At 62.4% G+C, this 20232-nt stretch carries 18 protein-coding genes; 3 read left to right on the forward strand and 15 right to left on the reverse strand.

From position 1 onward, the window contains the following. Nucleotides 1-125: 125 nt before the first annotated feature. From PspCFBP13509_RS28140 to PspCFBP13509_RS28185, 10 genes are all read right to left on the reverse strand, one after another. Entirely contained in the window at nucleotides 126-1925 is a 1800-nt protein-coding gene (locus PspCFBP13509_RS28140) for a glycoside hydrolase family 28 protein (protein WP_137212986.1), read from the reverse strand. A 41-nt stretch (nucleotides 1926-1966) separates the two neighbouring features. Next, a complete protein-coding gene (locus tag PspCFBP13509_RS28145; RefSeq protein ID WP_137212987.1) occupies nucleotides 1967-2335 on the reverse strand; it encodes a 5-carboxymethyl-2-hydroxymuconate Delta-isomerase in 369 nt (122 codons plus the stop codon). A gap of 62 nt (nucleotides 2336-2397) precedes the next feature. After that, a complete protein-coding gene (gene kdgD, locus PspCFBP13509_RS28150) occupies nucleotides 2398-3309 on the reverse strand; it encodes a 5-dehydro-4-deoxyglucarate dehydratase (protein ID WP_065923974.1) in 912 nt (303 codons plus the stop codon). Between the two features lie 198 nt (nucleotides 3310-3507). After that, complete coding sequence (locus PspCFBP13509_RS28155; RefSeq protein WP_065923973.1) at nucleotides 3508-4284, reverse strand: ABC transporter ATP-binding protein; 777 nt, start codon at nucleotides 4282-4284, stop codon at nucleotides 3508-3510. A gap of 11 nt (nucleotides 4285-4295) precedes the next feature. Continuing rightward, the gene (locus tag PspCFBP13509_RS28160) at nucleotides 4296-5135 is read right to left on the reverse strand and encodes an ABC transporter ATP-binding protein (protein ID WP_065923972.1); all 840 of its coding nucleotides are present in this window, start codon (nucleotides 5133-5135) and stop codon (nucleotides 4296-4298) included. A 14-nt stretch (nucleotides 5136-5149) separates the two neighbouring features. Beyond that, complete coding sequence (locus PspCFBP13509_RS28165) at nucleotides 5150-6067, reverse strand: ABC transporter permease (RefSeq protein WP_027603510.1); 918 nt, start codon at nucleotides 6065-6067, stop codon at nucleotides 5150-5152. A 42-nt stretch (nucleotides 6068-6109) separates the two neighbouring features. Next, nucleotides 6110-7720, reverse strand: a complete 1611-nt coding sequence (locus PspCFBP13509_RS28170; RefSeq protein ID WP_137212988.1) for an ABC transporter substrate-binding protein — start codon at nucleotides 7718-7720, stop codon at nucleotides 6110-6112. Between the two features lie 45 nt (nucleotides 7721-7765). Then, nucleotides 7766-8803, reverse strand: coding sequence for an ABC transporter permease (locus PspCFBP13509_RS28175; protein ID WP_065923970.1), 1038 nt, complete (start codon nucleotides 8801-8803; stop codon nucleotides 7766-7768). Nucleotides 8804-8823: 20 nt separating this feature from the next. Next, the gene (locus PspCFBP13509_RS28180) at nucleotides 8824-10434 is read right to left on the reverse strand and encodes an ABC transporter substrate-binding protein (RefSeq protein ID WP_065947986.1); all 1611 of its coding nucleotides are present in this window, start codon (nucleotides 10432-10434) and stop codon (nucleotides 8824-8826) included. 85 nt (nucleotides 10435-10519) lie between these two features. Further along, nucleotides 10520-11674, reverse strand: coding sequence for a mandelate racemase family protein (locus PspCFBP13509_RS28185; protein WP_065923968.1), 1155 nt, complete (start codon nucleotides 11672-11674; stop codon nucleotides 10520-10522). 359 nt (nucleotides 11675-12033) lie between these two features. Between PspCFBP13509_RS28185 and PspCFBP13509_RS28190 the strand changes: the two genes are divergently transcribed. Continuing rightward, nucleotides 12034-12759, forward strand: coding sequence for an oligogalacturonate-specific porin KdgM family protein (locus PspCFBP13509_RS28190; RefSeq protein WP_065923967.1), 726 nt, complete (start codon nucleotides 12034-12036; stop codon nucleotides 12757-12759). A gap of 81 nt (nucleotides 12760-12840) precedes the next feature. Next, entirely contained in the window at nucleotides 12841-13674 is an 834-nt protein-coding gene (locus PspCFBP13509_RS28195; RefSeq protein WP_065948008.1) for an NAD-dependent epimerase/dehydratase family protein, read from the forward strand. Here the strand turns inward: PspCFBP13509_RS28195 and PspCFBP13509_RS28200 are convergent. Beyond that, the gene (locus PspCFBP13509_RS28200) at nucleotides 13614-14393 is read right to left on the reverse strand and encodes a FadR/GntR family transcriptional regulator (RefSeq protein WP_065923966.1); all 780 of its coding nucleotides are present in this window, start codon (nucleotides 14391-14393) and stop codon (nucleotides 13614-13616) included. The two genes, PspCFBP13509_RS28195 and PspCFBP13509_RS28200, sit on opposite strands and share 61 nt — an antisense overlap. A gap of 220 nt (nucleotides 14394-14613) precedes the next feature. Here PspCFBP13509_RS28200 and PspCFBP13509_RS28205 point away from each other — a divergent pair, with 220 nt between their 5' ends. Next, a complete protein-coding gene (locus PspCFBP13509_RS28205; protein ID WP_137213006.1) occupies nucleotides 14614-15477 on the forward strand; it encodes a sensor domain-containing diguanylate cyclase in 864 nt (287 codons plus the stop codon). 62 nt (nucleotides 15478-15539) lie between these two features. Here the strand turns inward: PspCFBP13509_RS28205 and PspCFBP13509_RS28210 are convergent, their stop codons facing one another. From PspCFBP13509_RS28210 to PspCFBP13509_RS28225, 4 genes are all read right to left on the reverse strand, one after another. Beyond that, a complete protein-coding gene (locus tag PspCFBP13509_RS28210) occupies nucleotides 15540-16988 on the reverse strand; it encodes an amidase (RefSeq protein WP_137212989.1) in 1449 nt (482 codons plus the stop codon). A 16-nt stretch (nucleotides 16989-17004) separates the two neighbouring features. Next, nucleotides 17005-18237, reverse strand: a complete 1233-nt coding sequence (locus tag PspCFBP13509_RS28215; protein ID WP_137212990.1) for an MFS transporter — start codon at nucleotides 18235-18237, stop codon at nucleotides 17005-17007. A 10-nt stretch (nucleotides 18238-18247) separates the two neighbouring features. Further along, nucleotides 18248-19180 carry a SphA family protein gene (locus PspCFBP13509_RS28220; protein WP_065923963.1) on the reverse strand — a complete coding sequence of 311 codons (933 nt, stop codon included), beginning with the start codon at nucleotides 19178-19180 and terminating at the stop codon, nucleotides 18248-18250. A gap of 68 nt (nucleotides 19181-19248) precedes the next feature. Then, nucleotides 19249-20229 (reverse strand): helix-turn-helix domain-containing protein, encoded by a 981-nt coding sequence (locus tag PspCFBP13509_RS28225; RefSeq protein WP_065923962.1) that lies wholly within the window; start codon nucleotides 20227-20229, stop codon nucleotides 19249-19251. Between the last annotated feature and the right edge of the window lie 3 nt (nucleotides 20230-20232).

Below are 20232 nucleotides of genomic sequence, written 5' to 3' on the forward strand. Positions count from 1 at the left end.
AGCAGCCCCAATAAGAACGCTGCAGTGTGCCAGACAGTTCCGGGGCTGTGTTTTGGGGCTGCTGCGCAGCCCAGCGCGGGGCAAGCCCGCTCACTACGAGGGTCCATTCGCCATAACGTTTGCGCTTACGGCGTCGGCTCCACCTCCTTGAACACGAGCCCTTGGCTATCGCTGACCTGCCATAGGTTGGCAGCGCCGGTCTGGCTGAAGACCACGCGGTCGAAGCGTGAGTCTTTCAGTCCATCGATACGCGCCTTGGCCGCGCCGCGAAAGCGCACGCGCTCGAACACCAGGCCCTGATGGTAGGCGTTGTGCGCTGCATCACCCTTGACCTCGATCGCCGCCCCCTGCGCATTCTCGACGCTCACGTCGCTCACCCGGATGTCCTTGAACTGCCCCGCGATGGTTGAGCGCTGATAGTCGAGCTTGGCGTTAGGGTCGTTGTAGTCGAGGGTAAAAATGAACGCCTGCTTGACGGTGTTGCGGATCGCCGAGTCGCGGAATGTGACGTTGCGCGCGCCGCCGCCCATGAAGTTGGTGCTCTTCATGCGCAACCCGGCATCGGTGCCGTCCGACACGTTGTCTTCGGCCAGGATGTTCTGGATCCAGGCGCCGGTGTGGCTGCCGGCGACCACCATGCCGTGGCCCTTGCGGAAGTAGTTGTTGAAGATCCACGCGTCTTCCTGCGGCGGCTGGTGCACGGCATCGGCACCGGTGCCGGCCGCAAAATTCACGCAGTCATCGCCGGTGTCGAAGAAGTTGTTGAACACCATCGCGCCCTTGCTGTTGGCGAACTCGATGCCGTCGCCGTTGTTGGCGTCGTAGGTCGTGTGGGTGGTGTTGGCCAGCACCACGTTTTCGGTCTCCAGGTTCATGATGCCGTGGAACGCCGGGTTCACCACGGTGAAGCCGCCGTAGAAGACGTTCTTCACATTGCGCAGGGTAATCAGCGAGGAACGCATCTGCCCGTAGGCATCCTTGACGTTCATGCCGCGTGCCACGGCCTGTTCCACCTGCGCCTTGGCGAGGATGCCGTCCTGGGCATAGCGGGTATTGTCACTGGGCAGGTAGAACGGCAGTGCCTGGCCACGCTCGTCGACGACATCGGCGTTGCGCTTCCAGCCATTGCCATCGAGGGTGCCCTTGCCGACGATGCGGATGTTTTCGAATGACTGATGCTGGCGTGGATCGCGGGGCAACGCGTTGATCAGCGAAGCCGGGCGCACGGTGGTGGAATACGGGTACTGGATATAGCCGGCCAGCGGGTAATCTTCGGCGCGCTCGGAGCCGAGCAGGGTCGCGCCTTCGGCGATCTCCAGGGTCATGTTGCTCTTGAGGTAGAGCGCGCCGCTTTTGTAGGTGCCTTCAGGCAGCAAGACTGTGCAACCGACGGTGCAGGCATCGATGGCGTTCTGGATCGCCTGGGTATCGAGGTGACTGCCGTCGCCTTTGGCGCCGTATTTTTTCACGTCAAATACCGCCGCAACCGGGGTGGTGCGTTGCAGCACCAGGGCGCTGTCGGCGGATTCCTTGCCGCTGCCGTCCACCGAACGCACGGTGAAACGGTACGCAGTGTCGGGCTTCAAGCCTTGGGCAGTGAAGCTGTGAATGCCGATGCGATGGTGGAAGTTGGCGGTGTCTTGCCGATAAAACTGGTCGATGTAGGGTTTGGCCGGTGACACCTGGTCATTATTGGCATTGGCGCTGCCCAGCAGCGTGCCATTGGCGTAGACCCGGTAATCCTTGATGCCGGCATGCTCGGCAGGTTTTTCCCACACCAGGATGATTTGCCGGTCATCAAAGGCCAGCGTCGGTACCTGCAGTTTTGACGGGGCTTGCAGCGCCCATGACAGCGGGCTGCATCCAAGCGCCACGAGGGCCAGCGCGCAACGCACCGGGTTTTTTTTCGAGGGTTGATACGGCATGTTGTTCTCCTTGTTTTTGCCGGTATTCACACCGAGGGGCGCTACCTCTGCCGCCCGGATTCTTCGAGGTATTGGCTGCGATTGACGAAGGTTTCGCGGGGCATTTCGCGCACGTCCATGGACAGCGCCTCGACCTGCGGCAGCAGTTCAATCAGGGCGCCCAGCGTCGCCGAAGCCAGGCTGCGCTGTTGTTCGGCAGTGCGCCCGGCGAACAGGTACAGGGCGACGTGCACGAAGTCATCTTGAGTGCTGCCACAGCGGTAATGGGTGAAGCCGTTGAGCCGCACCTTGATGTCGCCGGGCTTGAATACGCCGAAGCTGTCGAGGGCATCGTGTACGGTGGCCAGCAGGGTGTGTTCGCCGATGCGCTGGGCCAAGGCCGCCGGGCAATCGATGATGCAGTGGGGCATGGTCAAACCTCAGGTTGATGAAAGGACAGCGGCGCCACACAGGGCGCCGCAGACTGACAGTCTTACTGGGCGCCCAGCGCCTTGATCAGCACGTCCAACTGCTCCACTTCTTCAGGCAGCAAGTCGGTCAACGGCGCGCGCACGGGGCCGGCGTCGTGGCCGACCAGGCGTGCACCGGCCTTGACGATGCTCACGCCATAACCTTCACAGCGGTTGCGGATCGCCAGGTACGGCAGGAAGAAATCATCGATCAAGCGGCCCACGGTGGCGTGGTCGTCGGCGGCCACGGCGCGGTAGAAATCCATCGCGGTTTTCGGGATGAAGTTGAACACCGCCGAGGAATACACCGGCACGCCCAGGGCCTTGTAGGCCGCGGCATAGACTTCGGCGGTCGGCAGCCCGCCGAGGTAGGTCAGGCGATCGCCGAGGCGACGACGGATCGACACCATGGATTCGACTTCACCGATGCCATCCTTGAAGCCGATCAGGTTCGGGCAGCGCTCGGCCAACTGCTCGAGGCTGTCGGCATTGAGACGGCACAGGTTGCGGTTGTACACCACCACGCCGAAATCCACCGAATTGCACACCTGCTCAACGTGGGCCACCAGGCCTTTCTGGCTGGCTTCGGTGAGGTAGTGAGGCATCAGCAGAATACCGGCGGCACCGAGGCGCTCGGCCTCCTGGGCGTAGGCGATGGCCTGACGAGTCGGGCCCCCTGCCCCGGCGAGGATGGGCACCTGGCCCCTGCAGGTGTCCACCGCAGTCTTGATGATCTGCGTGTATTCCTTGGCTTCCAGGGAGAAGAATTCCCCGGTGCCCCCGGCCGCGAACAACGCGCTGGCGCCGTAGGGTGCCAGCCATTCCAGGCGGCGGGCATAGGTGTCGGCACGGAAGTCACCGGCCGCGTCAAAGTCGGTAACCGGGAACGAGAGCAAGCCGGAAGACAGGACTGTTTTTAGTTCTTGTGGCGTCATGTTCGCAAACCTCAAATCAAAAAATAAAGGGATACCTCGAGAGGTACGTCATCGTACAACTACAAATGATTGTTAGCTAGCCCTGAGTGCCTTAGTTCAGGGCCTTTATATTTTTTTCAATAAAAACAGCATATTAATCGCATTTCATAGGAATTGGCGCATTACCAATCAAGATTGGTCATACGATGACTATAGAAATCAGCCGACCCGCCGTCGCTCAGACTCCTGGCTGAAGTCACGGCTGGCCTGCACCAGCATGCGCGTGTAGTCGTGCACGGCCTGGTCCTGGCTCAAGGCCTGGCAGTCGAGCAACTCGACGATCCGGCCGTGCTGCATCACCGCCACCCGGTCGCACAAGTGAGTGACCACACCCAGGTCGTGGGTGACCAGCAGATAGGTGAGTTTCTCGCGCTGGCGCAGGTCCGCCAGCAAGTTGAGGATCTCGGCCTGGACCGACACATCCAGGGCCGAGGTCGGTTCATCCAGCAACAACACGCGGGGTTCAAGGATCAATGCGCGCGCAATCGCCACCCGTTGGCGCTGCCCACCGGACAGCTGATGCGGATAGCGAAAGCGGAAGCTGTCGTTCAGGCCGACCTTGAGCAGGATCTCGTGGATCCGATCGTCCTTGTCCCCTACCCCATGGATAATCAGCGGCTCGCGCAGGGCGGTGTCGATGGTGTGCCTGGGGTGCAGGGAGCCGTAGGGGTCCTGGAAGACCATCTGCACTTTGCGAAAGTGCTCCTTGGGAATCTTGTGCTGCAACGGCGCGCCGGCGATGCTCAGCTCCCCGTGCCAATGCCGGTATTGCCCGGCCAGGCAGCGCAGCACGGTGGTCTTGCCCGAACCGGACTCCCCCACCAGGCCGAACGATTCGCCGTCGGCGACACTCAGGCTCACATCGTGCAGCACCTGGTTGATGGCAGCGCCGGTGCCGAAACTCAGGTTCAAGGCGTGCGCTTGGATCATGGGCATGGTCAGGTTCCTTATTGAGTCAGCCAGAGTGGATCGCGCTTGAGCACCGGCAGGTGCACGCGACGGTTATCCATGCTCGGCAGCGCGGCCAGCAGGCCACGGGTGTAGGGATGCTCGGCGTATTGCAGGTCGCAGGCAGCCAGGGATTCGACCACGCGCCCGGCGTACATCACCAACACGCGGTCACAGTAGTTGCGCACCAGGTTGAGGTCGTGACTGACAAAAATCAGCCCCATCTGCTGCTGGTCCACCAGTTCTTCCAGCACGTTGAGCACTTGCTGGCGCACCGAGACATCCAGGGCCGAGGTGGGCTCGTCGGCAATGATCACTTCCGGGCGAGTGATGACCATCATCGCGATCATGATGCGCTGGCCCATACCGCCGGACACCTCGTGGGGGTACAGGTTGTAGACCCGCTTCGGATCGCGGATATGCACCTGCTCGAGCATCTGCATGACCCGTTCGCGCGCATCACTGCGACTGGCCTTGTGGTGGGCCAGGTAGGCTTCGGCAATCTGGTCGCCCACCTTGACCACCGGGTTCAGCGAGTACTTGGGGTCTTGCATGATCATCGAGATGCGCTGGCCGCGAATCTTCTGCATCGCCTTTTCACTGGCCGAGAGCAGGTCGACCTCGCCAAACGCCATGGCCTTGGCGGTGATTCTGGCGCTGGGCGGATGCAGCTTGAGCAAGCTGCGCCCGACGGTAGACTTGCCTGAGCCGGACTCACCGACAATCGCCAGTTTCTCCCGCCCCAAGGTAAAGGACACATCGCGCACGGCGTGGGTTTCTTTCTGGCCACTGACGAAGCGCACATTCAGCCCTTCGACATTCAGCTTGATGGCAGACATAAGGTGTTCTCCGATTATTCGCTGCGCGGATCAAGGATGTCCCGCAGGCCATCGCCCAACAGGTTGAAGGCCAGGCTGACCAACATGATCGCCGCCCCGGGAACCGCCACCAGCCACCAGCACTCGAGCATGTAGCGGCGCCCGGTGGAAATCATCGCGCCCCACTCCGGCAGCGGCGCCTGGGCACCCAGGCCGAGAAAGCCCAAAGCGGCGGCGGTGAGGATGATCCCGGCCATGTTCATGGTCAGGCGGATGATCACCGAGGACAGGCACATCGGCACGATATGGCGCAGGATAATCCGCGCCGGCGACGCGCCTTGCAGTTCCACGGCGACGACAAAGTCGGCGTTGCGCAGGGACAGGGTTTCAGCCCGCGCGAGCCGCGCAATCGGTGGCCATGAGGTCAAGGCAATCGCCACCACCGCATGCTCCAGGCCAGGGCCCAGGGCGGCGATAAAGGCCAGTGCCAGGACCAGGCTGGGGAAGGAAATAAAGATATCGGTCAGGCGCATGAACACGGTGTCGACCGCTCCGCCGAAGTAGCCCGAGACGGTGCCGATAAACAGCCCGATGGGACCGACGATCACGGTTACCAGGGCAATGATGTACAGCGTGATCCGCGAGCCATAGACCAGCCGACTGAAAATATCCCGACCGTATTCGTCGGTGCCGAACCAGTGCGCCGAGCCCGGCGCCTGCAAGGCTGTGGCGAGGTTTTGCGCGACCGGGTCATGGGTGGCGATCCATGGCGCAAAGGCCGCGACCACCACCAAGAGCAGCGCAACCAGCAGGCCCGCCAGGGTCATGGGGTTGCGCAACAGGTGACGCAGCACCCGCAGGCCGCTCTTGCAGAAGGCATCGAAGCTGGAGCCCGGCGAGCGATCCACCGGCCGCTTCGCCGCCGTGTCGATGGAAGACAGATTGGCATTCATAAGCATCTTCTCTGTGTGAATTCTGAAGGGCCGCAGCCCCACTCAACGCTGCTTGTAGACACCCAGGTAACGGGTGGCCTCGGCATCGTCACCACTGAAACCCTTGACGTCGGCAGCGCTGACCACGGTGTCGGTCATCTGCGAGATCATCAGGATCGGCCCCACCTGCTGGTCATAGAGCGTCTGCGCCTGGTGATACAGGCTGACCCGCTGTGCCGAATCGCGCGTCACGCCCGCCTGGTCGATCAGGCTGTTGAGCTGCGGATTGAAGAATGAAGCGCGCCAGCCCTGGAAGTTCGGCAAGCCGGCGTCATCGCTGTTGTTGGGGTTGTAGGCGAAGGTGCGCAGGCTGAAATACGGGTGCGGATAACGCTCGGCGCCGCGGGCCACGATGATCTCGAAATTGCGCGCGCGCATGGCGCCGTAGACCTGGTTGCCGGTGCCGGTGACGATGCTGGCCTTGATCCCGCCTTCGGCCAGGGTCGCCTGCAGGCGCGCGGCGATGTCGATAAACGGCGGCTCCGACAGCGTGCGAATGGTGGTGTTGAAACCGTCGGGGTAACCCGCCTCGGCGAGCAGCTTTTTCGCCTTGACCACATCCATGTGATAGCCCGGATCCGGCAAGCGCGCTTCCAGCCCCAACTGCATCGGCTGCTGATTGAGCTTGCCGTAATACGGCATCACCTGTTCATCCAGACCCTTGTAGTCGATCAGGTTGCGCACCGCTTCACGCACCTTAGGCTTGGCAAACTCGGGTTGCTTCATGCTCATCGCCACGTAGTACATGGTGCCGCGCGGCAATGATTGCACCTGAATCTTGTCCGAGCCGTCGATGGCGCGAATGTCCGGTGCCGCCATGCCGTAGGCCAGGTCGAGGTCGCCGCGCTCGAGCATCAGGCGCAAGGATTGGGATTCGGTCATGTGCCGCACCACCACGCGCTTGAGCTTGGCCGCGCCGCCCCAGTAGCCGTCGAAACGGGTCAGCAGCAGCGAATCGTTGGCGCTCCATTTGGTCAGCACGAAGGGGCCACTGCCGGCCTCGTTGGTCACCAGCCAGCCGGCGCCGAGGTCGCCGTTTTTCTCATGGGCCAGGGCGGTCTTGCGGTCCACTACCACAGCGCTCGGCGAGATCGCCAGGGAGTCCACCAGCAGCAGCGGGTCCATGGTCTGCGGCAGGTCGATGACCAGGGTGTGGGCGTCCGTGGCGCGGATCAGCGATTGGATATTCTCGACGCTGTAGCCATAGGCCTTCCAGGTGGTGGCCAGGCCGAAATTGAGCTTCATCACCCGGTACAGCGACCACGCCACGTCCTCGGCGGTCAGCGGGTTGCCCGAATGGAATTTCACATCCTGGCGCAGATGAAAGGTCACCTGCTTGCCGTCTTCGCTGATGTCCCAGCGTTCGGCCAATTGCGGCAGGTGTTTTTCCGGGTTGCCCTGGTCACGCTTGATCAGCGTGTCGTAGAGGTTGGCGTTGACGCCGGAGGCATCCAGGCCAGGCGCATTGGCCGGGTCGATGGAGAACAGGTTGACCATGCTCATGCCGACGATCAATTGATCGACGGGGGTCTTGGCGCTGGCCGTTGTCATCGGCCCAAGGGCGAGCATCGCCGTCAACAGGCCAAGGTGCAGTGTTGAAAATACCGTCTTCATGCAAAATTCCTTCTTTTTATAGTTTTATCGGTACGGCGCAGTGCGTTAACGGGTACGGGGGTCGAACACCTTGTACAAGGCGTCGCTGATCAGGTTGAGCGCGACGAAAATCAAGCCGATCACCAACACGCAGCCCATCACCGCGTTCATGTCGCCGAGCATCAGGCTGCTGGTCAGGTACTGGCCGAACCCCGGCCAGGCAAACACGGTTTCGATCAGCACCGCGCCCTCCAGCAACGAGCCGTAGGCCAACGCAACCACCGTCAGCAACTGCACGAGGATGTTGCGAAACGCATGCCCCCACACCACCTGGCGCCGGGAAAGGCCCTTGACCCGCGCGGTGATGATGTACTCCTGGGACAGCTGCTCGAGCATGAAGCTGCGGGTCATGCGGCTGATATACGCCACCGAGTTCAGACCCAGGATCAGCGCCGGCAACACGATGTGGCGCAGAGCGCTGGCGAAGGCCTCCCAGTCACGTGCCAGGGTCGAGTCGATCAGCAGCAGGCCGGTGACCTCGGGCACCATGCCGTCATAGGCCAGGTCGATGCGCCCCGCTCCACCGGCCCAGCCGAGCCAGGCGTAGAACACCAGCAGCCCCATCATGCCCAGCCAGAAAATCGGCGTGGAGTAGCCGAACAAGGTGATCACCCGCGCCACGTGATCGCCGAGGCGCCCCTGGTTGCTGGCGGCACAGACGCCCAGGGGCAAACCGATCAGCACGCCGAACAGGATCGCCAGGGTGGCCAGCTCAATCGTCGCGGGGAAGACGCGCAGGATGTCGTCGAGTACCGGGTGGCCGGTCAACAGCGCATTGCCGAAGTCACCGTGGAGCAGGTCGTTGAGGTAAAGACCGAATTGGGTCCAGATCGGCTTGTCCAGGCCCATCGACCGGTACACCTGATCGTAGGTTGAACTGTCGGCATCCGGCCCGACGACCGCCAGCACGGGGTCGAGCGGCATGACCCGGCCGATGATGAACGTCAGGGCCAGCAGGCCGAGCAAGGTCACCAGCACCGTACCGGCACGCCGGGCTGTGTTGGACGCGCGAGCGCCCATGACAGAGGCAGTCATAACAAACATAGTGAGCTCCTGATAATCGGTCAGCGCTTCTTGTAGACGTCTTTGTAGCGCGTGGTCGCGGCGGTATGGCCCTGGAAGTCGGCCACGTCTTCGTACACCACCACGGTGTCGGTCATTTGCGAGACCGGCAAAATGGCCCCGACCTGCCGGTCGACCTGCTCCTGGATGTCGCGGTACTGGGCCAGTTGCTTGCCTGTGTCAGGCTCGACTTCCGCGCGCTCGATCAGCTGGTTCAGCTCAGGGCTGTAGAAGGATGTGCGCCAGCCCTGGAAGTTGGTGAGCTTGGCCTCATCGCGGTTATCCGGGTTGTACACCAGCGTACGCAGGCTGGAGTGCGGATGCCGTTCCGCCCCGCCACCGCCGCGGCCGACGATGATGTCGAAGCTGCGCTCACGCATCGCGCCGTAGATCTGGTTGCCCGTGCCGGTGATGATGCTGGCGTCGATACCGGCCTGGGCCAGGGTCGACTGCAGGTTGGAGGCAATGTTGATAAACGGCGGTTCGGCGAGCACGCGAATGGTGGTCTTGAAACCGTTCGGGTAACCGGCCTCGGCCAGCCAGGCCTTGGCCTGTTCGACGTTGAGCGTGTAACCCGGATCCGGCAGGCGCGCGGCCAGGCCCAGCGGCAGCGGCCGTTGGTTGATCACGCCGTAATGGGGCATGACGGTCTGGTTGATGCCCTGGTAATCGATCAGCGCACGCACGGCCTTGCGCACGCGCGCATCGGCAAACATCGGTTGCTTCACGCTCAGGGCGACGTAGTACAGGGTGCCGCGCTGCAAGGTCTGGGTGCGGACCTTGGCGCTTTTCTGCAGGGCTTCGATGTCCGGCGCAGACATGCCTTTGGCGATGTCCAGGTCGCCGCGCTCGATCATCAGGCGCAACGACTGCGACTCGGTCATGTTGCGCATGACGATGCGCTTGAGCTTGGCCGGGCCGCCCCAGTACCCGTCGAAACGGCTCATCAGGATCACGTCGTTGGCGCGCCAGTCATTGAGCACGAACGCACCGCTGCCGGCGGCGTGAGTCACCAGCCAGGCGGCGCCCATGTCGTTGTTCTTCTGGTGTTCGAGGACTTTTTTGCGATCGAGGACAAACGCACTCGGCGAGGTCGCCAGGGTGTTGAGCACCAGCAGCGGGTCGGTGGGACGCGGCAGCTCGATCACGAAGGTCGTGGCATCCGTGGCACGCATGTAGCGCTCGACGTTCTCGGCGGTAAAGCCGTAGGCCTTCCAGGTGGAAGCCAGCGCCAGGTTGAGCTTGAGCACGCGCTGCAACGACCAGGCAACGTCTTCGGCACTCAGGTCATTGCCGGACTGGAATTTCACGCCGGTGCGCAGGTTGAAGGTCAGGGTCTTGCGGTCGTCACTGACCTGCCAGCGCTCGGCCAGCGCCGGCACCAGGCGATCCGGCTGGGCAACGTCCTGCACCAGCAACATGTCATAGAGGTTGGCGTTGATCTCCGACACATCCAGGCCGGTGGCCGCCGCCGGGTCGAGGGACAGCAGGTTGATCATGCTCATGCCGACGATCAATTGATCGGCCGGGGTTTTTGCGAAACTTGCAGGTACAGCGGTGACAGCCAGCGCGGCGACGAACACCCGCGCCCACAGCGAAGGGAAAATGCTCATAACAAGAGTGCCTTTTTTATATTTATTCTTGTATTGGTAGGTGCTCTTGATCAGCCCGACTCATGCCGGACTGACCGTGTGCACGTCAGAAGCTTTTAAGCGTATTGGTCTCGATGAAGTTGAAATCGATGTCTTCACCCAAGCCCGGCAAGTCGGACAGGTGCACAAAACCGTCGCTGTCCATCGGGTCTACCAGACGCTTGAGGTAGGCCGGCACTTCGTCGTAATCCAGGTACGGGTGCAACAGGCCACGCTCATACCAGGTGCAGTTCTTGATCGCGCCGACGACAGCCAGGTTGGCCGCACCGTTGCCATGAATCTCGCAATCCATGCCGAAGGATTCAGCCAGGTGCGCAACCTTCAGGCACGGCGCAATGCCGCCGACGCCCGCCACACCGGCGCGCAAGATATCGCACACATCGTGCTTGACCCAACTGGCGCGGCTCAGGTGTTTGCCGGACAGGGTTTCCGGACCCAGCACCGGAATGTCCAACTGCCCCGCCAGCCAGGCATAGGACTCGGCGGACTCTTCCATCATCGGCTCTTCGAACCAGGCGAAGTCGAGCTTCTCCAGCTCACGCCCGATGTACAGCGCTTCGGTGCGGCTGTACCAGTGATAACCATCGAGCATCAGGGCGATGTCCGGGCCGACCGCTTCGCGTACCGCCGCACAAGCCTGCACGTCGATGCGCGGGCTCGGGGCGAAGGACACCGGCGGCATCCAGGTGTGCAGCTTGATGGCCTTGTAGCCGCGCTGCACCAGGGTCTCGGCAAAACGCCCGTAGTCTTCCGGGGTCGCCAGGCCACCGGGCAGTTCGTCGCCACACATGGTGGAGCCGTAGGCCGGCACCTTGTCGCGGAAACCGCCAATCAACTTGTGCACCGGCACACCCAGTTTGCGCCCGGCCCAATCCCACAGGGCCTGCTCCACCAGCGCCAGGGCGCGGTCGGTCAACTGGCTGGCACTGCCGCGCTGCCAGTGCGCGAGGTCGTGCCAGATTTTTTCGCGATCGAAAGCGTTCTGCCCCACCAGCACTTTGCGCACGAAACCATCCAGTACATACGGGCGGATCAGCTCCGGGGCGCCGAAGGCATAACCCTCCTGGCCGTCTTCGGTCTGGATGCGCAGCAAAGCCATCTGCGCCTGGGTGACATCACCCGGGTGCGCATGGCCGGCGCTGTCCACTGCGCGGCGGGTCGGGTAGGAAAATACCTGGACGTTGACTGCTGTGATTCTCATGGACGTCGTAAGCCTTCTTATTGGATTTGTGACGGAAGTGTCGTCTGTTGCGACCGATCATAGGTCATCGTACAACACTTGAAAAGACCCAATAACCCGCCCCTCACCTGCATACATTTTCAGTAAATCTCGACAAAACCCTTATTTTTAAAGACAACCAAGGAATAACCCGGATTGCTGTAAAGCCCTATTCAGTGGGCACATATATTTCAAGATGTTTCAAAACCACCGATAACCCATAGACGAGTCATCTTGTCGTACGATAACGTATATCGGCACCTTAGATGAGAGCCATCCGCAACAATCCACTGCCGTAGCAACCGTCAAACGACCCTAACAAAAACAAAAAAGAAGACCGTATGAACACCACCCTACGCACGCTCGTTACTGCCCTGACCCTCGGCCTGCCGCTGTATGTCAGCGCTGACTCTGCCAGCATCAACTACCGCCACCAGTTCACCGAGGAGGACAGCGCCCACGCTGACCGAATCAAGCTCAACTACCGCCTGGACAGTGGCCTGGGATTTGAAGCGGAAATGAAATACCGCACCGCCGGCGACCGTGAAGACGTCGCCTACGACAACATGGTCAACAACGGGCACGAGTTCACCGTGAGCTACAACTACAAACTCAGCGCGCAATCGACGTTGACCCCGGCGTTCCAGATGGACAGCTCGAAAGACTCGACCACCTACAAGTTCGGCCTCAAGTACAACTACAAGATCAACGACGCCTTCTACGCCGCCACGCGCTATCGCCTGGATGCCAAGAAGCTGGACCGCGACCAGGTCAACGAGGACTTGCCCGACCACATCAAGGATGACCAGACCACCCATCGTTTCGAGGGCTGGCTCGGCTACACGCCGGCCAGTAAGTGGGCGTATGAATATCAGTTCATCTACTTCAAGACTGACTACATCCGCTACGACAACAAGAAGAGCGATTACGAACAGAACCTGATCGTCAAATACAAGCTCACCAAGGAATGGGCCCCGTTCATGGAGATTGGTGATGTGAAGGTCAACGCCACGTCCGAAGACCGCCAGGCGCGGTGGCGCCTGGGCATCCAGTACAACTTCATGTAAAGCCCCCACGACTTGCCTGGCGAGTGCGCATCGCTCGACAGGCAAGCCACCTGCATTCAGCGTTCAATGGAAGACCTGACCATGACCACACCACCCAAACCCTTCACGCGCATCTTGCTCACCGGCGCCGCCGGCGGCCTGGGGCAAATCCTGCGGAACACCTTGCACGCCCATGCCGACATCGTCCGCGCCTCGGACATCAGCCCCATGGCCCCCAGCCGTGGTGAGCACGACGAGGTGATCACCTGCAACCTGGCCGACAAGGCCGCCGTTGCGGCGTTGGTCACCGGCGTCGACGCCATCGTTCACCTGGGCGGGATTTCCGTGGAGCGGCCGTTCGAGGAGATTCTCGACGCCAATATTCGCGGCACATTCCACATTTATGAGGCGGCGCGACAACAGGGGGTCAAGCGGATTGTGTTTGCCAGTTCCAACCACGTCACCGGTTTCTATCCCCAGGACGTTGAACTGGACGTGCACTCACCGCGCCGTCCGGATGGCTACTACGCCCTCTCCAAGGCCTACGGCGAAGACCTGGCGGCGTTCTACTTTCACCGCTATGGGATTGAAACCGTGAGCCTGCGCATCGGCTCGTCGTTCCCCGAGCCGCGCAACCGGCGGATGCTGTCGACCTGGCTGAGCTACACCGACCTGGACCGTCTGGTGGCGCGCGCCCTGCTGGCCAAGGAGGTTGGGCACAGTGTGGTGTATGGCGTCTCGGACAATCGCGATCGCTGGTGGAGTACTCGGCACACGGAACACCTGGGCTTTGCACCCAAGGACAGCTCGGAAGCGTTTCGCGCCAAGGTCGAGCAGCAACCGCCGGCGGCGGCTGATGAACCGGGCAGCGGGCTTCAGGGCGGCGCGTTCACTGCGGCAGGGCCGTTCGACAACTCGGCGGCGGCGGCTTCATAGGCCCGGCGCATACGCTCGCGACTGTTGGACAGATGCAGGCGCATCGCCGCCCGAGCCGCATCGGCGTCACGGCGCAGGATGGCTTTGTAGATGTCCTCATGCTCACGACTCAGGCGCTCCAGGAAGGGCTCCTTGTTGTCGTTGGCCAAGCGTTTTGAGTGCAGGCGTGTACGCGGCAGGATGTTGACCCCCAGGTGCAACATGATGTCGGTGAAGTAGCGATTGCCCGTGGCCAACGCGATCTGCTGGTGAAACTGAAAGTCTGCCGACACCGCGTAGTCGGCACTCACCGCCCGCGAGTTCAGCGCATCCAGCGAGTCGCGCATCACCTGCAATTGCTCGTCGGTCCGCCCCACGCACGCGAGGCCGGCGGCCTCCACCTCCAGACTGATGCGCAACTCCAGCACAGCCAGCACATCCTGCAGGGTCACGATGCTGTCCGGGTCGATGCGAAACCCGCTGGGGCTCGGGATATCCTTCACAAAGGTACCGACGCCGTGCCGGGTTTCCACCAGGCCCGAGGCCTGCAGGCGCGAAATGGCCTCGCGCACCACCGTGCGGCTCACCCCATGTTCGGCCATCACTTCGGATTCGGTGGGCAGCTTGGTGGCACGCGGCAGCTCACCGGAACAGATGCGCCGGGAAAGCTCGGTGACCAGTTCTTCGGCCAGGCTGCGGTGCCGGCGGCGAACGGTGGGCTGGACGTTCGGGTTGTCCATCAAGAACGGGTATCTCGGTTGGCGGAGGAACGCGCATCATAGCGCATTCGGTTGTACGACAACCCTCCCTGTGGCTCGCAGCGCCGCCCCCTACGCGAAAAGCCTCTGCCAGGCCGCTCTCAGCGACTGCCGAGCGGACTAAAAATGTGCAGGATTGCTCGACGCCCCTGCTCATGATCGGGCTATGATCGGCCCATATGAACCGGACGCCCGATACCCCATGCCCGTTGACCTGCAAGCGCTGTACCCCAAACTGATCCACCTGATGCTGGATACGGTATTTGTCGTCGACGGCGACAGCCAGATTGTCTTCGTCAGCGATGCCTGCGAGGCCCTGCTCGGCTACCGAGCCGACGAACTGGTCGGCACCCTGATCACTCACTACATGCACCCCGAAGACCTGGCGCGCACTCGAGCCTCGATTGTGCGGGTCATGAATGGCCACTCCCATGTCGACTTCCGCAACCGCTATCTACGCAAGGATGGCAGTGTCGTGCACATCCTGTGGGCGGCCTTCTGGTCCAAAGAGGTAGGCGCGCGAATCGGTGTCGCACGGGACGTGACGGCGCTCACCCAGGCCGAAGAAGAACTGCGCTTCCTTGCCCATCATGATCCGCTGACGGGCCTGACCAACCGCTCACTGTTCAATGATCGGCTGGACCAGGCCCTGCACAGTGCGCAGTCCCACAACCGCGGCCTGGCGTTGCTGTTCCTGGACATCAATGATTTCAAGGGCATCAACGATGTGCATGGCCACGCCATGGGCGATCGCGTGCTGTGTGCGATTGCCCGACGCCTGGAACGCTGCGTACTCGACAGCGACCTGGTGGCGAGGATGGGCGGTGATGAGTTCACGGTGCTGTTGACGGACATCCCGTCGCGGGAGGCTATTTCTGCCAGGGTGGTGCAGATACTCGCGGTCATGGCCGAGCCGCTGGGGCCCGAGTTTGGTGGGGTGAAGATGCCGTCCTGCAGCATCGGCGTGGCGGTTTATCCCCAGGACGGAGAGGATGCCGACACCCTGCTCAGCCATGCGGACGGTGATATGTATCGAATAAAAAGGCAGCGATTCGCGGCTGAATGACCAGAAGGCGGTTTGCATCAGGCAGGTCGGCCCACCCGCCCGATGCAGAAGCCCTCAGAGGCTCACAACCGACAGGCATTGACCGGCGGAACCCGGCCGCGCCAGGGCTGGGCCCGCTCCAACTGCCCCGCAAGGGCCAGCAGGGTACTTTCTTCGCCAAAGCGAGCGGCGAAGTGGGCGCCCATCGGCAGGCCGGCAGCGCTCCAGTGCAACGGCACCGACATTGCCGGTTGCCCGCTGGCATTGAACAGCGCCGTGAACGGTGAGTAGCTGTGGAACCGTTCGATCAATTCCTCCAGGCTCAAGCGGTCGTCTTGCAGGTCCAGCTCCCCGATCGGCACCGGCTCGCGGGCCAGGGTCGGCGTGAGGATCAGGTCGTAATCCTGCATGAACACCGCCAACTGCCGACCCAAGGCATGAATCCACTCCACGGCCCCCGCGTACTGCGCACCACTGACATCGCCCTTGCTGCGCAAAATGATGCGGGTGCGGGCTTCCAGCTCCTCGGGCTGCACGGCGGAACCGCGCATCTGCCCCAACACATCGACATAATGGCGCGTGCTTGCACCGATGATGGTGAAGACCTGATCGAGAAACGCCGGCAGCGCCACCGGCAAGCTGACCGGTTCAACGCGGTGGCCCAGGGATTCGCACAACCTGGCGGCCTGGCGCACGGCTTGCACACTTTCGCCGGAGGTCGGCCAAGGCCCGAGCTGCTCGACCAGGGCGATCCGCAGCGGCCGAGGGTCCTGCTGCAGCGCGCTGACATAGGGCTGTGCCTGCAGCGGCGCGGCATAGGGTGCGCCCAGGTCGATCCCGGCCGTGGCATCCAGCAGCGCGGCGCTGTCACGCACCGACAAGGTAATCGCATGGGGGGTGCCCATGCCGGCCCAGCCCTCGCCGACCATCGGCCCGGACGGCAACAGCCCACGGCTGGGCTTGAGGCCGAACACCCCACAGCAGGACGCCGGCACACGCAAGGAACCGCCGCCATCGTTGCCATGGGCAAACGGTACGACGCGCGCCGCCACCAAGGCTGCCGCACCGCCACTGGAGCCGCCGGCACTGTGGGCGATGTTCCAGGGGTTGCGCGTGGCGCCAAAGCGGTTGGACTCGGTGGAATAGGAGGTGCCGAACTCGGGTGAGGTGCTGGTACCGACAATCACACACCCGGCCCGGCGGATACGGCTTACGTGTTCGGCTTCAAAGTCAGCGCGAGCGCCTCCCAACGCCTGCGAGCCATTGGTCATCGCCGCGCCGTTGACCGGCGAAAACAGATCCTTGATCAGAGTCGGTACCCCGGCAAACACACCGGGGCCGGGGCGCGACGCGCGTACCGACTGGCGGGCCGAATCGTAAAGCCGCTCGGCCACCGCATTCAGCTGCGGTTCGACCCGTTCGATACGCTCGATCACCGCTTCCAGCAGCTCGCCGGGCTGCACCTCACCGCGCCTGACCCATTCGGCCAAACCGGTGGCGTCCTCGCTGTCCAGCAGGTTGTGGATGTCCATGTTCGTCTCCTATTGATTATGAATGACTTGATCCGAATGCCTGGGTCAGCGCTTTGCGCCGTGCTTGCAGGCCTGCCAGTGCCCAGGCCAGGGCCGAGGCAAAACTGGCGCAGGCCAGCCACAGGATTGAACGACGTACGTCACCCGAGTAAACGCTGAGCACGGCCACCACCAGCGGGCTGACAAATTGACCGAAATACAGAAACGCCGTGAACCCACCCAAGCCGCGCCCGCGGGTTTTCGCGCTCAGGGCATTCATCACCGGCGCCATCGCGTTGGGCACCAGCAGCCCGGCGCCCAGGCCATGGATCAGCACGGCCACCAACACCATGGTGTAGCTCGGTGCGCGCATCAGCAGCCACAACCCCAGGCCCAGCAGGCTCAGCAACAGCGCATTGCAACCGGGGATACCGATGCGTCGGCGCAGCAGCGGCCAGGCTAACGAACCGCCCAGGGTCGCCAGCAGACTGCCCCCCGCCGACAGCCCGATCATCGTGCTTGAAGTGATGCCGAGGCTGACGAGTAAAACCGGCGCCTGGATCGGCACGATAAAACTCAGCACCATCCCACTGAGGATCAGCAGATAACCGAGCACCAACGGCAGCACGGCCACCCTGCCCTGTTCAGCCACCTCGACGGGCTGGCGAGCGGCCGCGGGTTCCCACAGCACCTTGATCATCATCGGCATCAACAGCAGTGGCAGCAGGTACAGCAGGAATGGCAGGCGCCAGGAGTGTTCGCCCAACGCGCCGCCCACGACATAGAACAGCGAGCCGACCAAACCGATGGTGACCACTTGCCGATTGATGTAGCGCAGCCGTTCCTCGCCGTGCCAATAGTCGGCAATCAGCGTGGCGCAACAGGTCATCACCGCCGCCTCCGCCGCGCCGAACAGCAGGCGTACACCGACGATGGCGGGCAAGTTATCCAGCAGCGCCGGGATGGCCCCGAGCACGGCATACAACAGCGTGGCGATCACCAGCAACGCCTTGCGCCCGACCCGGTCGGCCAACCAGCCGGCCAGGGGGGCGCACAGCGCAATCGCGAGTGCCGGCCCGGTGACCGCCAAGGGCACCAGCAGGTCGGCGCGCGGTTCCAGCGCACCGAACTCGGCGCCCAGCTTGGGCAGGATCGGCGCCACCATGGCCGCGCCCATGATGGTCAGGCTGCTGCCCAGCATCAGCACCAGCCCTTCACGGCGCCCGGTGGCTTGCCGTGGCGATGGGGAATCGGAATGTGATGAGTTCATGGCCAGCCCCTTAGAAACTTTGAGAAATGCGCAGTGCCACGGTGTAACCCTCGGCACGGTTGCGGGCATCGGTTTCCTTGTAGGCGTGCAGCCAAATGGGCGGCAGGCCGGGCTTGAAGTAACTCACGGCCGGCCCGACCGCCAGCACCCGCGCCCGGTTGCCCGATTGCAGCCCTGGCGCGTCGTCATCGCTGAACTGACGGTAGTAGTAACCACCCAGGCCCAGGGTCCACGGCCCTACATGCTGGCCCACGGCAAATTCGTGGCGGTATTCGACACCGTTCTTGTAGTCGGTCGCGGGGTTGCGGGTATTGACGTCAACCTCAAAGCTGGAAGAAACCTCGAAACCACTGTCGGTGATGTAGGTGGCGTTGACGATCGGCGAGAACGTCCAGTGATTGAGCCCTGGGGAGATCAAACGATTCTTGTCGTAGTCACCGGTGGGCGCCTGGATCTGCAGTTGCGTGTTGATAAACAGGTTCGGCGACAGATTCCATTGCAGGATCACCGGCAGAAACTGCATGTCGGCCATTCGAAACGGATCGGCTTCCAGGCTCAGCGGACCCACCGGTGTGGGCACCTTGACGGAAGCGTCCATCTTGAAAAAAGGTACCACCACGCCGAAACCATAGTTGGCGCCCAGCACCGTGTGATCGGTCATGCGCATGTAGGCGACGCCGATGGACAGCACATCCAGTGAGAAGTGGTTGTCGACGGAGCGACCGTTACGGTCCTTCTGCACATTGGCCGAGTAAAACGCCGTGCGCAGCCCCACGGTCCCGAACGGCGTGGCCGGCGGCATCATCCCCGCGCCGAAATCGTACACGCCGACGGCGGTGGTCGGCGCACCGTTCTCGGTGGCCTGGACACTGGCGCAGCAACCCAGCAGCCCCAGGGTGAACAGCGTCATGCGTGTGGCGCTTGCATTATTGTGGTGAATCATCGAATGCCCCTCCCATCAAGTGGTGTGGGCCATCCTAGTAACGCGCAGAGTGCGGCGGTTATCCGTTTTCAGCAGAGTTGCGTGCGACGCAGGGTCTGGGAAGGGCTTTCGCCGAACATGGTGCGGTAATCGCTTGCAAACCGGCTCAAATGCCAGAAGCCCCAGCGCGCCGCCACTTCCTGTACGCCGTGGGCTTGGGTGCTGGTTCGCAGTTCGCGGCGCACCGCATTGAGGCGCAGTGCCCGCAGATAGGCCACCGGGTTGATGCCCAGGGTCTCCTGAAAACAGTACTGGAGTTTGCGCCGACTGGCGCCGATGTGGTTGCACAGGTCGAGGATCGACAGCGGCTCGTCCAGGTGACTCAATGCATATTCGCGGGCGCGATCGACCATCCTTTTGCGCGCCGTGGGGTTGAGGGGTGGCGCCTGGTCCGGGGCGATCAACTCCAGCATATGCAGCATCACCGCATCGCGGATGCCGCGGCGGATCGAGTCATGCCCGAGCACGGCATCACAGCCCGCCAGCTCATCGAACAACGCCGCGAGGTCACGTTGCACGGATGAATCACCCAAGCGGTAACACCTGGGAAGATCGGTAATTCGAAATTGAATGCCCTGGCACTCCAGCACATGTTCCAGGGCGTGCTCTTCGATGGCCACGCCGAGCAGGTCCAAGTGCTGTGGAGTGTGCAGCTCGGGCAGGTTTTCACCGTGGGCCACCAACAGGCTGGGCTCGTGGATCGGATGCCCCGAGCAATACACCGGGCCGTCGGCACTCAAGGGAATGCTGAAGGTGATCGCACCTTTCCAGGCCACACCACTCTTGACCATGGCCTGATTAGAGCGGTCGCGCACCAGTTGCATCCAGTCCGAGCGGAACTCCAGCAACTCACCGGCAAAGGAGCCGGGTGACAACTGATCGTAGCGAACCTGCCAGCCGCCCATATTGCGAGCGTGCTCATCGATGTCGCTGGTCAGGAAACGCTGGAGGGGTAACGCCGGTGGAAGCACCACCGAGGCCGCAGGCATCAGTACATTATTATTGTTCATTGA

Origin of the sequence: Pseudomonas sp. CFBP13509 (genome assembly GCF_005233485.1) — a bacterium.
GTDB lineage: Bacteria > Pseudomonadota > Gammaproteobacteria > Pseudomonadales > Pseudomonadaceae > Aquipseudomonas > Aquipseudomonas marginalis.